The 15460-nt window shown below is 39.9% G+C and carries 13 protein-coding genes; 3 read left to right on the top strand and 10 right to left on the bottom strand.

Translation table 11 applies throughout. The features are described 5' to 3' along the window. Positions 1–32: 32 nt before the first annotated feature. Positions 33–911: a formate/nitrite transporter family protein gene (locus tag BUF13_RS10850; protein ID WP_073571835.1), complete on the top strand. Its 879-nt coding sequence runs from the start codon at positions 33–35 to the stop codon at positions 909–911. Between the two features lie 9 nt (positions 912–920). Here BUF13_RS10850 and BUF13_RS10845 read toward each other — a convergent pair whose 3' ends face one another. From BUF13_RS10845 to BUF13_RS10830, 4 genes are read right to left on the bottom strand one after another with little or no spacing between them, the layout of a single operon-like run. Further along, entirely contained in the window at positions 921–1658 is a 738-nt protein-coding gene (locus tag BUF13_RS10845; RefSeq protein ID WP_073571834.1) for a sugar isomerase domain-containing protein, read from the bottom strand. Positions 1659–1663: 5 nt separating this feature from the next. Continuing rightward, a complete protein-coding gene (locus BUF13_RS10840; RefSeq protein WP_073571833.1) occupies positions 1664–3790 on the bottom strand; it encodes a c-type cytochrome domain-containing protein in 2127 nt (708 codons plus the stop codon). Between the two features lie 4 nt (positions 3791–3794). Further along, complete coding sequence (locus tag BUF13_RS10835) at positions 3795–5249, bottom strand: DUF1501 domain-containing protein (RefSeq protein WP_073571832.1); 1455 nt, start codon at positions 5247–5249, stop codon at positions 3795–3797. Positions 5250–5252: 3 nt separating this feature from the next. Further along, on the bottom strand, positions 5253–7568 hold the full coding sequence (locus BUF13_RS10830) for a PSD1 and planctomycete cytochrome C domain-containing protein (RefSeq protein WP_073571831.1): 2316 nt from the start codon (positions 7566–7568) through the stop codon (positions 5253–5255). A gap of 427 nt (positions 7569–7995) precedes the next feature. On the opposite strand from BUF13_RS10830, the gene BUF13_RS10825 reads away from it, so the two are divergent. Further along, positions 7996–8553: a hypothetical protein gene (locus BUF13_RS10825; RefSeq protein WP_134204423.1), complete on the top strand. Its 558-nt coding sequence runs from the start codon at positions 7996–7998 to the stop codon at positions 8551–8553. 581 nt (positions 8554–9134) lie between these two features. Then, a complete protein-coding gene (locus tag BUF13_RS10815) occupies positions 9135–10811 on the top strand; it encodes a patatin-like phospholipase family protein (RefSeq protein ID WP_073571828.1) in 1677 nt (558 codons plus the stop codon). A gap of 49 nt (positions 10812–10860) precedes the next feature. On the opposite strand, the gene accC is transcribed toward BUF13_RS10815, so the two are convergent. The 6 genes from accC to BUF13_RS10785 form a co-directional block, all read right to left on the bottom strand. Next, complete coding sequence (accC, locus tag BUF13_RS10810; protein ID WP_073571827.1) at positions 10861–12210, bottom strand: acetyl-CoA carboxylase biotin carboxylase subunit; 1350 nt, start codon at positions 12208–12210, stop codon at positions 10861–10863. A 24-nt stretch (positions 12211–12234) separates the two neighbouring features. Continuing rightward, positions 12235–12696: an acetyl-CoA carboxylase biotin carboxyl carrier protein gene (accB, locus tag BUF13_RS10805; RefSeq protein WP_073571826.1), complete on the bottom strand. Its 462-nt coding sequence runs from the start codon at positions 12694–12696 to the stop codon at positions 12235–12237. A gap of 85 nt (positions 12697–12781) precedes the next feature. Next, complete coding sequence (efp, locus tag BUF13_RS10800; protein ID WP_073571825.1) at positions 12782–13345, bottom strand: elongation factor P; 564 nt, start codon at positions 13343–13345, stop codon at positions 12782–12784. 26 nt (positions 13346–13371) lie between these two features. Beyond that, on the bottom strand, positions 13372–14370 hold the full coding sequence (locus BUF13_RS10795; RefSeq protein ID WP_073571824.1) for a beta-ketoacyl-ACP synthase III: 999 nt from the start codon (positions 14368–14370) through the stop codon (positions 13372–13374). Positions 14371–14590: 220 nt separating this feature from the next. Continuing rightward, positions 14591–14782, bottom strand: coding sequence for a 50S ribosomal protein L32 (gene rpmF, locus BUF13_RS10790; RefSeq protein ID WP_008201274.1), 192 nt, complete (start codon positions 14780–14782; stop codon positions 14591–14593). Positions 14783–14808: 26 nt separating this feature from the next. Beyond that, positions 14809–15375, bottom strand: a complete 567-nt coding sequence (locus BUF13_RS10785) for a YceD family protein (protein ID WP_073571823.1) — start codon at positions 15373–15375, stop codon at positions 14809–14811. Between the last annotated feature and the right edge of the window lie 85 nt (positions 15376–15460).

Genomic DNA, 15460 nt, shown 5'->3' with positions numbered 1-15460 from the left:
TATTTTTATCATGCATCCTAACGGAAAACCGAATGATCTGGAAAAAGAAGGAAATTACTCCCGAAGAACAAGAAAAGAAAAGACAAAGGGAGATTGATAGAGAGATCCTGAGTTCAAAAAATGAGAAAAAGGACGGGACCAAGACTCATGGGGAGGTACTTCGAGATCAGATCACCGATGCTCTTAAGACCTATGACAAGAGTTCAAGTTCAATAATATTGAGTTCTTTAACCGCCGGGATGGAAATCGGTTTTAGCTACCTTTTGTTATGCTCCTTATTTTTCTTTTTGGAGGGAAAGGTTGCTGAGGATACTATTTTTAAGATGATTTCCTTTGTGTATCCATTGGGCTTTATTTTGGTAGTGTTAGGTCAAAGTATACTTTTCACAGAGCAAACAGCTTTATTGACCTTGCCTGTTTTGAATAATAAACGAAGTCCAAAGAGCATGTTTCGATTGTGGGGCTTGGTGGTAAGTGGAAATCTTTTAGGAGGGTTTTTTATAGGGATTTTGTTGATTTGGTTGGGGCCAAGGTTGGGTATTTTTGACCTGGCAGTTATTGAAAAAATAGCTCTTCATGTGACCCATGCTTCAGTGCCAGTGATCTTGGTGAGTGCCATGCTTGCTGGATGGTTGATGGGGCTTCTTTCATGGCTTTTGGCCTCCTTTAGAGATACAATCAGTCAAATAGTCGTGATCTTCCTAATCACCTCAGTATTGTCATTCACAAGCCTCCATCACAGTATTATTGGAAATATAGAAGTGTTCTCAGGAATGATTACCTCTGATCAAATCAGCTTTTGGGATTATTTAACTTTCGAATCGACCGCATTGATTGGAAATGCATTTGGCGGAGCTATTTTCGTAGCATTACTTAAATACCGAGCATTTGTTTTCAATATTGGAAAGTAAAAAGGGCCGTTAAAGCCCCTTTACTTGTTTCTTATACTTTTCAACTAGGCTATCTACTGGTTGGTCGGTATCCCCATCATTTGCTCCTTTAAATATCTCAGGATCCACACCCAACTCGACCAGGTTTTCAACGGCTTGAACCATAATCGCTTGGATTAAGGCTGCTCCGATAACCGTTGAGGTAGGCCCAACTTTGATAGGCACACCTTCGATATCAATTGCAGCATCTCCGATTTCACCACAGTTGTCCAAGAATAAATCAGACACCTGGAAAAGCATCTGCTCTGATGAATGTCTTGAGTCTAAAGTTTTGCTTTGAATGAAATTGGTAATGGATATGACTCTGGCCTCTTTTTCTTGAGCATACATGGCCATTTCTATAGTCACTGGGTTTCTGCCAGAATTACTGAAAATGAAAAAAACGTCTTTTTCAGTTATGGGATAGCTTTTTAGAAGGTCGTGGGCATAGCCTTCCTGCCTTTCTACCATAGTGCTATTGGAAGCACTGATATGAAGCATAAGGTCTGGGTCCAATACCGGAATAACCCGGGCAAATCCGCCCGTTCGGTAGAAAATTTCCTCGGCCATCATGTGTGAATGACCGGTACCACTTACATAAATCCAGCCTTTGTCTCTGATACTCTCAGAGACCCATTTGGCGGCCAGTTTTATTTCTCTCTCTTGAAGGAATGCTCGCTTTAGCTTTGATTCAACTTCTTGTCTGTACCTATAAAATGCAGGGTCCAATTTTTTTAGTTAATCAGGAGTTCGTCGATAAATACCCATCCTCGTGCTCCTGCTCCTGCGTGCCAGGAAGGTAGAGATGTGATTGGATTTACCGTGACTCTGATTTTTTCAAAATTCGAATCTTCTATAGGGTAAAGAAGCAGTTCTGATCGAATCTCCTCAATTTTTTCGGAGGGTTTAGGGTGATCATCGACAAGTGTAATCCATTTTCCATTCTCTAGTGCCAGGATTTGCACGCGAGTAGGTGGAAAAATATACGCACTTTCATTGTATAATAAGCTCAAGCCAAGAGACTTAATTTTATGACTTTTGTCATGTTTTAGTTCGATGTCAAATGGTTTTTCAGAATACCCAAGCCATTCACCGGAGGTATGATTGTTTTTCCCCTTTACTTTATCAAATACTGTTCGAGCTCCTTGGGCTTTGTATTTTTCGTTTGGATCAGTAAGGAGTTTATATTCCTCAGGGCTCAATCCAGCCTTCATATAGACTGTTACGCTGCTATTTGAGCCTTTCCAGTCCTCAGCAAATACTTTTGCTCTTAATTTTCCTGAAGAGTTTACCCAAACAGGATTAGTATAAATCAAAGAATTTAAACTATCAGGTTCTGATCCATCCAGTGTATATCGAATCTCTGTGCTTGGAATGGGGTGAGTAATCTCAATCTTCAGGCTGTCTGAAAAGAAGACTTTATCCTGTTTGATGCTTGGTGGATTTAATTCATATGTGATCCCGCTTCCATCAAATCCGAAGTCAATTTCAGTAGTCTCGAGGCTTTTGGATAGTTGGTCTTTCTGAGAATCACTTATTCCTTTTTGCCAAAGGAATAATTTCCGGAGCCCAGTCATGTTCTCCAAAGCTTGAAAGTCTTTTTCACCAAAAGCATTTCCAGAAACTGCTAAATCCTGCAGGTTTGGGATTTCGGAAATAGCCTGTAGGTGCTTGGTCTCAATATCTGTAAAGTTGAGAGACAGCTTTTCTAAATGAGGGAAGTCCTTCAAAAATTCAAGATCAACCTCTTTAAGAGGCATTTTATTCAAGTTGATTTCTACCACTTGCTCCTTGACATCTTTAAGGTCTTTCAATGATTCTGGATCAAATGCTGCAATCCCGTAATAGGAGACTAATAACGCTGGGGATTCTGGATAAAGAGGAGTGACTAAACGATAAAAATTGTTTAATTCCTGTATCGTTTCCTGATCAGCGGCTTCGAAATCATAGCTTTTGTTTTTTTCAAATTTCAAGGATGCGAGCTGGAATAATTCACTTTCTGGATTTGAATCTTCTACTTTTTGGTCGAATTTTCCTCCTTGCGCTATCCACTCTTGCAAAACCATCATCTCCTCATCAGAAAGCTGGGCTTTGTTTTTTGGAGGCATATGCTTTTTATCATCCACAGGAAGGTGGATGCGTTCGAAAAGAATGGATTTTTCTGGATCTCCAGCTACGAAAAGTGGCCCCGTTTTGCCTCCTTTTTGAATGCCTTCCACATGATCTAGCCTCAATTCACCTTTGATTTTGCCTTCTTTATGACAGGAAAGGCACTTGGCTTCTAAAATTGGATTGACCATATCTCGAAAGACTTCTGCTTCCGCTAGAGTTGGTAGATCTTGAACCTCTGATTTCAATGGAGCCAAAAGGAAATCATCTCCGTGTGTTAGGTTTGCTCCCCAATGTCCAGTCAGAACAATTCCTGCTGCTAGAATTAGGCTTAAAGTTGTCTTGATGGATGCTTTTTTAGCCCGAAAGAAATAAAGTAGTACCGAAAGTAAAAATACTCCCAAGCCTGCCCATTGATGGAGTAGGAGGGCGTCTCCTTCATATTCCTCACGAGCTAGAATCAAACCTGCTATAACAGTGATACCTGCCAGATTGGATCCGAAAAGAAATGTAAATTCTCCAATTTCCTTGACTTCCGGGTTTTTTTGAAGGGCCGGTAAGAAAAAGAATATTAGACCGAGTAGTAAAAGAACAATCGGGAAATGAAGAATTAAGGGGTGCGCTCTTCCTGTTACCTGAATTATTTCTGGGAATTGGTATTGAGCGGGAGCAAGAGTAAGTATTAAGCTTAATCCAACCCATACAAAGAGGCAATTCTCCAAGAGATTGCGTAGGGTATTCTTAGTGGGCATATTATTAGGCAATCAAATCTTTGATGACATGTCCTGAAACATCAGTAAGTCTGTATCTTCTTCCCAAGTGTTTGAAGATTAGTTTTTCATGGTCTATTCCCATTAAATTCATGACTGTTGCTTGGAAGTCGTGCACGTGAACAGGGTTTTCGACAATGTTGTACCCGAATTCGTCAGTTTCGCCGTAAACCATACCTGATTTGACGCCTCCTCCGGCCATCCAAATGGAGAATGCACGTGGGTGGTGGTCTCTACCATAATTGTCCACCTGAATATTGCCTTGACAATAGTTTGTTCTTCCAAATTCTCCTCCCCAAATGACCAAGGTCTCATCTAATAAACCTCTTTGCTTCAAATCAGTAATCAAAGCCGCAGAGGCTTGATCCACATCTTTTGCTTGCAAAGCCATTTCATTTGGAAGGTTTCCATGCTGATCCCATCCTTGATGGTATAATTGGACAAATCTCACTCCACTTTCAGATAGTTTTCTTGCCAAAAGACAGTTTGCAGCATACGTACCCGGAACTAAACAATCTGGGCCGTATAGTTTGACGATAGAATCCGGTTCTTTGGAGACATCCGTGATTTCTGGAACGGCGGTCTGCATTCTGAAAGCCATTTCATATTGCTGAACTTTAGCTGAAATCGCAGGGTCATTGAATTCTTTGTAGCTCAAATCGTTCATTGCTGCGATTTGATCCAGCATTTTTCTTCTTTCACTTCTACTCATTGACTCTGGGTCTTTCAAATAAAGGACTGGATCCTCAGAGTTGGAGAATTGAACCCCCTGATGTGTAGCATCCAAAAATCCGTTACTCCAAAGTTTGGAGTAAACCCCTTGACCATTCCCTTTTCCACGACTCAGTAGGACACAAAATGCCGGAAGGTTGCTGTTTTCACTTCCCAAACCATAACTCAACCAGCTTCCCATACTCGGGCGATTTCCTACTTGAGCTCCAGTTTGGAAGAATGTCAAAGCCGGATCATGATTGATGGCTTCAGTATGCATAGATTTGACGATACAAATATCGTCCACGATGCTTGCTGTATGAGGGAAAAGTGAGGAAATCCAAGCACGACTTTCTCCATATTGCTGAAAATCATAATAGGATCCAACCAATGGGAATCTATCCTGGCCGGCTGTCATTCCAGTTAACCTTTGACCTTTTCGAATGGACTCAGGTAAATCCTGTCCATAACTTTTTTGCAAAAGTGGCTTGTAATCGAATGACTCCAATTGAGACGGAGCACCATTCTGGAAAAGGTAAATCACTCTTTTAGCCTTAGGAGCGAAATGAGGCAAAGCTGCCATCATCGCTTCTTCTGCACCGCTTTTTCCTGAGAATAAATCGGGAATCAAGAGTGAGCCTAAGGCAGCGCTTCCTACTCCCAAACTCAATCGGGAAAGAAATTTTCTTCGATTAAGATTTAAACCCTGCTCTAATATTTCCTTTTCCATTTTTTAAATCTTTGTTATCGTTTCTTCCAAATTGTATAAACTGACTATGACTTGCATCAAGGCAGCTGTTTGAGGATTAATATCTTCTTGTTCTAATGGGTAATCACCGACTTCTAATGTTGCTTGAACTTGGTCTTGATGACTTTCAAACCTTGCCAATTGATCTTCAAAGTAACCTTCCAGTAGGTCTTTTTCTTCCGACTTCATAGGTCGACATAGGATCCTTACAAAGGCTTCGTTGATGGCTTCATCCGAGTCACTGTATTTCTCCCAAAGTTTACCAGCCAAGACTCTTGAAGCTTCCAAAACCATTGGATCATTCATCATAACTAATGCTTGGAGAGGTGTGTTAGTACGGCCTCTACTGATTTCACAGCGGTCTCGATTACTTGAGTCGAAAATGATTGCTTTGGGAGGAGGGACAGTTAGCTTGATAAAGTTGTAAAGACCTCTTCTATAAAGACTTTCGCCTTTGTCTTGCACATAGGTGGCTAAAACCCCTCTTCCGGAGCTCGCAGCTTCCCAAATTCCTTCAGGTTGGTATCCTTTGACACTTGGTCCTCCTACTTTTTCTACCAAAAGACCGCTACTCGCCAAAACCAGATCTTGAACATTTTCTGCTGGCAGTCTCATTCTTGGAGCTCGAGCCAAATAAATATTAGCAGGATCGACAGCTAGGTGATCTTTCGAGATATGAGCTGATTGCTTGTAAGTAGCTGAACTTAATATCTGCTTGTAAAGACGCTTGATGTCCCAGCCATTTTCCATGAAATCTACTGCCAACCAATCCAATAATTCTGGATGGGATGGTAAATCACCTTGCATCCCGAAATCCCCGGCAGATTTGACGATTCCGGTTCCAAAGATTTCTTGCCAGATCAAATTGACAAAAACCCGAGCTGTTAGAGGGTTGTCTCTTGATGTAGCCCATTGAGCTAATCCTAGACGGTTTTTAGGAAGGTTTTCTGGGAATTCTAGGATCGATTCAGGGGTAGATGGAAAAACTTCTGTCGAAGGAGCATCATATACTCCTCTGTCAAGAATAAATGTGGACCGCGCATCTTCACCTTCCAATTCACCCATGACAGAAATACTCAATTGGGTCGTATCCTGATAATTAATGAAATCCAAGATTCCATCCAAATCGCCTTGATCAACAAAAAGAATAGGGGTTTTAGCTGGTTTTGATCTGCTAACATCACCTTCGAAACCCTTTTCAGGAGTATTGTTGAAAAAGGCGAAAAACTCATAATATTCTTTTTGAGAGAAAGGATCGTATTTGTGATCATGACATTGGGCACATTCCATGGTAATACCCAGAATCCCTTTTGAAAAGGTATTTGTTTTATCCAGAACATACTCGATTCGATATTCTTCCGGAATCACACCGCCTTCTTCGGTATACTTATGGTTTCGATTAAAGGCAGTGGCAAGAATTTGTTCCTTGGTAGCTTCAGGGAGAAGGTCTCCAGCTATCTGCCAAGTCAAAAATTGATCGTATGGCAGGTTATTATTAAATGCATGAATTACCCAATCCCTAAAAGGCCACTGGGTTCTGATATTGTCATCCTGATATCCATAACTGTCTGCATATCGAGAAATATCCATCCAAAGAATTGCCAGTTTTTCCCCGTAAGCATCTTGTTCCAAAAGACCATCCAAAAGGTCCTCATAACTGTTTTGACCCGAAAAATCCCCAAATCTTTCCAGCATCTCAGGACTAGGAGGAAGGCCCGTTAGATCGAGGCTTGCTCTTTTGATCAATTCATAAGATTCGGCTTCAGGATTGGGCTCCAGGCCCATTTCCTTCATTTTTTTGAAGGTGAATTTATCTATTTGGTTAGTTCCCCAGTCGGATTGACTGGGAACTTCAGCTTTTTCAGCTTTTACAAAAGCCCAATGTGGTTCGTATTTCGCACCTTGTTCAATCCATTTTTTGATGATTGCTATTTCATTATCAGAAAGCTTCAAATTGGATTCTGCAGGAGGCATTAATTCTCCCGGATCTTCTGAAATAATCCTATGGAAAACCTCTGATTCGTCCGGTTTTCCTGGTACAACTGCGAATTTATTAGGGTTTTCCTTCAGCGCTGCGAAAGCAGCTTCTTCAACATCCAAACGAAGGTCTGCCTCTCTTTTATTGGCATCAGGTCCATGACAAGCGAAGCATTTATCAGAAAGGATAGGGCGTATATGAAAATTATAACTTACTTGGTCGATTTCTGCCAATTCACTCCCTCCTTGTTTCCCTTCCTTACAGGAAAATAAAGCAGCAATGGCAAATCCAATTACAAGTATGTTTTGTCTTTTAAAGGTCATTCGGGTAATTATTTTGACTGTATAAGTTATGGAAAAATTTTATTAAAGACCCGGCTATTTTAAACAAAAAATCGGCTTTATTCAAGGTTTAGACTTAAAAATAGTGCAAATGGGCTAAATAATTTATTGATAGGCGTTTTATATTTTCAGATACTTTTTGATTTCAAGTTTACCTATACTTTTTGGTTTTATTTGTCTCAAAATATTTGTGGTCCTTATTAAGATTGCAGAAAGCACATTTAGGTAGATTGGGATGGAGGTCAGTAGTATTTTTTACTAAAATGAATCTTTGATTTAGGAAGATTCAATGAATAAATAAGGAGAAGTCAAGAAAGATAAAAGCTGGATTTAATTTCTTTGGTTTATGCTTTTGAAGCTTTTGATTGAATTGATTTAAACCGAAGAAATCATAAAATACTCCTTCTCATTGCTCATAATGTTTATGGCCTTTGGAGCCTTTTCACAGGAAAGCACCAATGTAAAAGGTCCATTTTTAAGGATATATGATTCTCAGGAGAATAAAATCCAAAAGGGTAGAATCATAAGTGTCTCCGAAGATTTCGAGGAATTGAAAATCCTTCATGGATCAGATACTGTAATCCTTCAAACTCAAGATATTTCTTTCATCCGAACCAAAAGATCTTCAGGTCATTTGATTTTAATAGGGGGCGTTACAGGATTTGCTGCAGGGTATACCATTGGAGCAATTACTTATGACCCTAGTCCAGATGCCTGGCTGGACTTTGGTTATGGATTCAATACAATGGTTCCGGCACTTTTTTTCGGACTCGGAGGCGCAGCGGCAGGTTCAATAGCAACTGGTTTTAAGAAACCCAGGATGTACGTTATTGATGGTAGGTCTGAGAGATTGAAAGATTTTCTATTTGAATTATCTCTAGTAAAAAAGAATAAAAAAAGACCACATAATCTTAAGAAATATGAAAGTGATGGTTCCATTTTTAAAAAGTATCCAAGATCCCAGTAAAGGAAAGGTCGCGCCTAGAAAGCTTTCAAATGTTGTTTTCCAGATTTTTCTTTTTGGCCTATTGATGGCTTTACTTTTTTCTTGTAAAGTCTATAGAAATATAGATTACATAAACCCACCTATTCCAAAAGGTGAAAGGAGCAAGACATTTGAGCCAAGGCAGATCGAAAGAGTTGAACCGGGAGATAAATTATATCTAGTGTTGAAAAATTAAACCAGTTATGATATTGTCTATTCTATTGTCGAAAACGATTCGATCAAAGGGGTGTTTTTACAGAAAAATAATAAACGAATTAAGATCCTGATAGAGACTGGTGTATCAATTAATGAGGTCCTATCGCTTAAGGTGAAAAAAATAAGCATCCCTGCTACTCTAGGTTTGATGTTTGGAGTAGGCACTTTGTCCTTGATTTTGGTTACGGATATGGTATTTACAAGTTACTCCGATTTTGTAATCCATATTTAGACATTCATAAATAGGTATAAATCAATTGGTTTAAAGAAATTTTTATTCTGCTCAATTGGGAATGTTTCCTTAACTTATAACTCTGATTATTTTTTAACTCAACTTTTTAATCAAGATGCAAAAAGAAATCAAGTACCCTAATCCGCTTGTTCCATTTCAAACTATCGGACTTTGTTTTAGTGGAGGTGGTTACCGGGCTACAAGCTTCAGTTTGGGAGTTTTGGACTACCTAAATCATATCCAATTTGAAGACAAGCCTCTCTTAGAAAATGTGATTGCAGTAAGTTCGGTCAGTGGAGGAACAATAACAGCAGCCTATTTTGCAACTTCCAACGGCAAGGGAGAAGACTTCGATACATTCTACCAGAATTTATATCACTTCCTCGATGAGGACCAATTGGTTGATTTGGCTTTCGACAAATTCATGGATCAAAAGCTCTGGGATGGTACAACTCGGACTAGATCCCTAATCAATGCCTTTGCTTTGACTTATAGAGAATATTTAGTCTCTGAAGACTTTCAAGCTTTGAAGCAAGAAAATCTAAAAGGACATCTAAAGTATATCTGCTTTAATGCAACTGAGTTTTCTTATGGTTTGGCTTTTCGATTTCAGAATGTAAATACTTTCGGAAACTATGAACTGAAATGTCGGGAATTGAATGATGTGAGAGAGTCTATCCATATCAGTGATGCAATTGCCTCCTCTTCGTGCTTTCCTGTAGGCTTTGCCCCGATGATTTTTCCCAATGATTATATAGAAAATCATACGAGTGAATCATACGAAAGATTGACTGGTAGACCTAATTTTTCCAAAGGAATCGGTATTATGGATGGAGGGATTGTGGACAATCAGGGAATAGGTAGTATGGTGAATATGGATCAAAGTTCTCTTGACCAGATGCCTTTAGATTTGGTGATTGTCAATGATGTGGGGAGTTTCCGAATGCCACCGTGGACACCTGACCAGCAAGAAAGAAATAGCAAAGTCTCCTTAACCAATTTTATAGCTCAGAAACTAGCCATGGTGAAGCTTAGACCTATTTATTGGATTATTCTTTTGATAGGTGTTTTGGGCTTGATAGGAGCTAGTGTTTTGGGTTTGTTTTATGGAAGAACTTGGGTTCTCTTGTATTCCATTTCTTCCGGATTGATAGGAGTAGGTGGGCTTTTGACCTTACTAGGCTTGCTTGGAGGTTACCTTGTGAACTATCTAAAAAGTCAATTCAAACAAAGCTTTCAAGAGGCTGTTCCCAAGCCAATTTTACCTAAGGTGGAGGCTTTGGGGAGTATTAAGTTATCCTTGGTCAAAAGAATGGTTTCAGATAGATTAAGCTCTGCCATGCTGATGATCAATCAGGTCTTTTTTAGACAGATTCGTCGCCTGAACTTTGATTTGCTGTACAGAGCTGAAGAATTTACCAATCGCAGGATTACCTCTACTGTTTACCAATTGAATGGTGAGTCAAATAATATGAATCTTCAGATTCAGGATGAAAAGGCTGAGAAAATTAAAATTACTGCAAGAATCAAAGAAGTAGCTCTAGTTGCTTCAGAAATGCTAACGACCCTTTGGTGGGACCAAACAGATAGGGAAGTCCACCGACTTGATTCTTTGATTGCCTGTGGTCAGTTTACGACTTGTTATAATTTGATCAAATACATTCAGGAACTTCCAGAGGAGCTACACAATCCAAGTGTAAAGAATTTAGAGAAAAAGTTGTTGGTAGATTGGAGGAAATTTGAGAAAGATCCAATGTTTTTGGTCTATAGTAAGGAATTTAAGAAAGCATAAAAAAAAGCTGCCCAATTGGGCAGCTTTAAGGTTGATTAAGGTTGGCTTTTTAACCTTTGATGACGGAGAAATCGAAAGATTCCAAAAACTTCGTCGTGAAGTCGCCTGCCTTGAATTGCTCATTTTCAAGCAATGCAATATGGAAAGGAATCGTTGTTTTGATTCCGTCAATTACAAATTCTTCCAAAGCCCTTTTCATTCTTACAATTACCTCTTCACGAGATTGACCACTAACGATCAATTTAGCGATCATGGAATCGTAATTCGGTGGAATGACATATCCAGCATATACGTGAGAGTCAACACGGACACCACGTCCACCTGGGATGTGTAGATTTTGGATTTTTCCTGGGCTAGGACGGAAGCCGTGCGATGGGTCTTCAGCATTGATTCGGCACTCCATAGCATATAGCTTAGGGAAGTAGTTTCTACCGGAGATTTTTTCTCCTGCAGCTACTTTGATTTGTTCTTTGATCAAGTCAAAATCAGTAACCTCTTCAGTGATCGGATGCTCCACTTGAATACGGGTGTTCATCTCCATGAAGTAGAAGTTCCTGTTTTTGTCAACCAAGAATTCGATAGTTCCAGCACCTTCGTATCCGATTGCTTCAGCACCTTTGATAGCTGCTTTACCCATTTCTTCACGAAGTTCTTCAGTGATGAATGGAGAAGGAGTTTCTTCTACTAATTTTTGGTGTCTTCTCTGGATAGAGCAATCTCTTTCAGAAAGGTGGCAAGCTTTTCCGTTGCTGTCACCTACTACCTGAATTTCGATGTGTCTTGGCTCTTCTACGAATTTCTCAAGGTATAGACCGTCGTTTCCAAAAGCTGCACCAGATTCCATTTTAGCATCATCCCATGCTTTTTTGAAATCTTTGTCTTCTTTTACGATTCTCATACCTCTGCCACCACCACCAGCAGTTGCTTTTAGGATGACAGGGTATCCCATTTCATTTGCAAGCTTCAATCCTTGCTCTACAGAGTCCAAAAGACCTTCAGATCCTGGGATGGTAGGTACTCCTGCTGCTTTCATGGTTGCTTTGGCGGTAGCCTTGTCACCCATTTTAGCGATCATATCTGGAGATGCACCGATGAACTTGATTCCGTATTCATCACAGATTCTAGAGAACTCTGCATTCTCAGAAAGAAATCCATACCCTGGGTGAATAGCATCGGCATTGGTGATTTCCGCTGCAGCGATGATTCTTGGGATATTCAAATAAGAGTCCTTGCTTGGGGCAGGTCCAATACAAACCGCCTCATCCGCAAAACGGACATGAAGTGAATCTTTATCTGCCGTGGAGTAGATTGCTACTGTTTTGATGCCCATCTCCTTGCAGGTACGGATTACTCTCAGTGCAATTTCTCCTCGGTTTGCTATCAGTATTTTGTTAAACACAGCAATTTTATTTTGGGTGAAAAATTAACCTGCTGGATCTACCAAGAACAATGGTTGATCGTACTCTACAGGAGTGGCATTAGAAACCAAGATTTTTACAATTTTTCCTGAGATTTCAGATTCGATTTCATTGAAAAGCTTCATAGCTTCAATGATACACACTGTCTGACCAGCTTTGATGGAATCACCTTCACTCACAAAAGCAGGAGAGTCTGGATTTGGAGTCAGGTAGAAAGTTCCGATCATTGGGGATTTGATCTCTACCAAGTTAGAGTTGCTAGGTGCTGGAGCCGCAGCAGGAGCTGCAACCGGAGCAGGAGCTGGAGCCGCTGCAACTGGAGCAGGAGCTGCTTCAACCACTTTCATTTGAGGTGCTTCAGAGTATTTTTTAATTGAAAGTTCAAATTCCTCAGTTTTGATTTTTACTTCAGCTAGACCGGAATTCGAAATGTAATCGATCAATTCCTGGATTTCTTTTGCTTTCATAAGGTTCTATTTTTTAAATGCCTCTCGGCCAGGGTTGGTTTAAAAACAATAAAACTGTGAACCTTACCGATTCACAGCTATGGATTTATTTTACACGCTCAGAATATGATCCGTCACGAGTATCTACTTTGATCATGATGTCCTGATCTACAAAGAGAGGGACCATGACCGTAGCACCGGTTTCAACTGTCGCAGGTTTCAAGGCATTGGTAGCTGTATCGCCTTTGATGCCTGGTTCTGTATAGGTAATCATCAGCTCCACAAATGGAGGAAGCTCGACTACCAAAGGAGTTTCAGTTTCATCATGAACCATGATGTCTACCAACTGACCATCTTTTAGAAGGTCATATCTTTCGATCAATTTCTCTTCGATCATGATCTGCTCGAAGGTGTTGGTATCCATAAAGTGATACCCCATGTCATCTTTGTAAAGGAATTGATGAGGTCTTTTTTCAACTCTAGCGGTTGTTACTTTTTCACCAGCATTGAAAGTCTTGTCCAAAGTTTTACCTGAAGTCAAGCTTTTCATTTTTGTGCGGACGAAAGCTGCTCCTTTACCTGGTTTTACGTGTTGAAAGTCAACAATTGAATAGATATCATTGTTGATTTCAAGGCATAACCCATTTTTAAAATCTGCAGTACTTGCCATAATATATTTGAGTTTATTATTTCAATTTATTTCGGATCGTAAGCCCACTTAAGGTAAACAGAACCCCAAGTGAATCCACCTCCAAATGCTGCCAAAATCAAATTGTCTCCTTTTTTCAATTGAGATTCATAATCCCAAAGGCATAGAGGAATGGTTGCAGCTGTTGTATTTCCATATCTTTCGATATTCATCATTACCTTTTCAGGCCCCACGTTCATTCTATTGGCAGTGGCATCGATGATTCTTTTGTTTGCCTGATGAGGGACTAACCAAGCTACATCATCTCCGGTCAAACCATTTCTTTCCATTACTTCTGCACTTACATCTGCCATGTTTGTCACAGCAAACTTAAAAACTGTAGAGCCTTCTTGGTAAGCAAAGTGCTCTCTGGCTTCTACAGTTTGATGAGTGGCAGGTTTACGGCTACCTCCGGCCTTCATGTGAAGGTATGGAGCACCAGATCCATCTGATCTAAGGATTGAATCCATGATCCCAAATTCCTCAGTAGTTGGTTCAAGCATCACTGCACCAGCACCGTCTCCAAATAGGATACAAGTGGTTCTATCTTGGTAATCAATGATGGAGGACATTTTGTCGGCTCCTACAACGATTACCTTTTTGTGTGCGCCTGTTTGGATATACTGCGCACCCATCTGAAGGGCATATAAAAACCCTGAACAAGCTGCCGAAATATCAAAACTAAAGCTGTTTTTAGCTCCCACTTGATCAGCAATGATGTTTGCAGTAGCAGGAAATGGCATGTCAGGGGTAACAGTAGCGCAGATGATTAATTCTACGTCTAGAGGGTCTGTGTTGGTTTTTTCAAGCAATCCTTTGACTGCTTCGATTCCCATAACGGAGGTACCTTGGTTTTCTCCTTTGAGAATTCGTCTTTCCTTGATACCGGTACGCGAGACAATCCACTCGTCGTTTGTTTCTACCAGCTTCTCAAGTTCTTTGTTGGTCAATCGGTACTCAGGGACATACCCTTGAATCCCGGTGACCATGGCTCTGATTTGGTCCATTAGAATTTGTTTAAATCAAAGACTATGAGGAAGTCTTTGTCAATCTTAGGTTGATAGGTTTCACTAAGGAAGGTCAAAAATATTACAATTGCTTCTTACTGCCAAAATTAATCGGACTATCAATTGCTAAGTTACTGAATCCATGAGGATTGTAATTGTCTGAAAAAGAAAAATCCATTCCTGAAAGGGAATGGATTTCTAATATTTGGAAAGAATTGGATTAAGCCAATACTTCTTTTTCGATGATTACTTGTCCTTTATAGTACAATTTACCGTCCAACCAGAAAGCTCTGTGAGGAAGGTGCATTTCGCCAGTAGTTGGACATTTAGCCAAACCAGGAGCCTCCAATTTGTAATGAGTTCTTCTCTTATCTCTTCTGGTTTTCGAAATTTTGCGTTTAGGATGTGCCATTTTATTCGTGGTTTATGATTTCTCTTTTATTTTTTTAAGTTTTTCAGCATTTCCCATCGGGGATCTACCGGTTGATCTTCTTCTTCTTCTCCTTCTTCTGAATCTTCCCATTCTGAGTCGCCTTCACCATCTATATAAATATATAGGCCTTCAGCTTCCACTTCTTCATCGTCCAATTCATTTCTATGGTTTGGATGAATTTTTTTGGCAGGAAGCGCCAAAAGAATGAATTCATAGATAAACTGAGCTACATTAATACTTGGAGTGTCCCGAGTGATCATGTAAATATTCTCGTCAATCTCTTTTTCTTCTGAGCCGTATTTGAAAATGAGTTCTTCCTGAATGTCCAGATCTTGGTCAAATTCCTCTAGACTTCTGTCACAGGTCAATCTTACTTTTCCTGCAATTTGAAATTCCATTTCAATCAAATTGGCTCCTTTGTGCATCAAGACCCGTGCGGTCAAGTCACCTTTTTGGACCAAGTCATTGTCTTCAAACTGGGAGAAGAACTGATCATCAATCTGAAAATCAATTTCGTGACTTCCCTCTTTGAACTTAATTACCTCAATATCAAAGCTTCTCAAGAATTTCACGATTCCTCCTTCCGATTTAAGACCGCAAAAATAGACATTATTTTATTTTTTTAATAATCCTAGGGAAAATATTATTTGGTTTTTG

It is taken from the genome of Algoriphagus zhangzhouensis (assembly GCF_900148515.1).
GTDB lineage: Bacteria > Bacteroidota > Bacteroidia > Cytophagales > Cyclobacteriaceae > Algoriphagus > Algoriphagus zhangzhouensis.
Note: the sequence above shows the minus strand (reverse complement) of the source record. Positions and strands in the feature narration are given on the sequence as shown.

Excerpts from the sequence above, each read along its gene's own strand:
- BUF13_RS10850 (WP_073571835.1), top strand. The coding sequence starts at position 33 with ATGATCTGGAAAAAGAAGGAAATTACTCCCGAAGAACAAGAAAAGAAA.
- BUF13_RS10840 (WP_073571833.1), bottom strand. The coding sequence starts at position 3,790 with ATGCCCACTAAGAATACCCTACGCAATCTCTTGGAGAATTGCCTCTTT.
- BUF13_RS10835 (WP_073571832.1), bottom strand. The coding sequence starts at position 5,249 with ATGGAAAAGGAAATATTAGAGCAGGGTTTAAATCTTAATCGAAGAAAA.
- BUF13_RS10830 (WP_073571831.1), bottom strand. The coding sequence starts at position 7,568 with ATGACCTTTAAAAGACAAAACATACTTGTAATTGGATTTGCCATTGCT.
- BUF13_RS10815 (WP_073571828.1), top strand. The coding sequence starts at position 9,135 with ATGCAAAAAGAAATCAAGTACCCTAATCCGCTTGTTCCATTTCAAACT.
- accB (WP_073571826.1), bottom strand. The coding sequence starts at position 12,696 with ATGAAAGCAAAAGAAATCCAGGAATTGATCGATTACATTTCGAATTCC.
- efp (WP_073571825.1), bottom strand. The coding sequence starts at position 13,345 with ATGGCAAGTACTGCAGATTTTAAAAATGGGTTATGCCTTGAAATCAAC.
- BUF13_RS10795 (WP_073571824.1), bottom strand. The coding sequence starts at position 14,370 with ATGGACCAAATCAGAGCCATGGTCACCGGGATTCAAGGGTATGTCCCT.
- rpmF (WP_008201274.1), bottom strand. The coding sequence starts at position 14,782 with ATGGCACATCCTAAACGCAAAATTTCGAAAACCAGAAGAGATAAGAGA.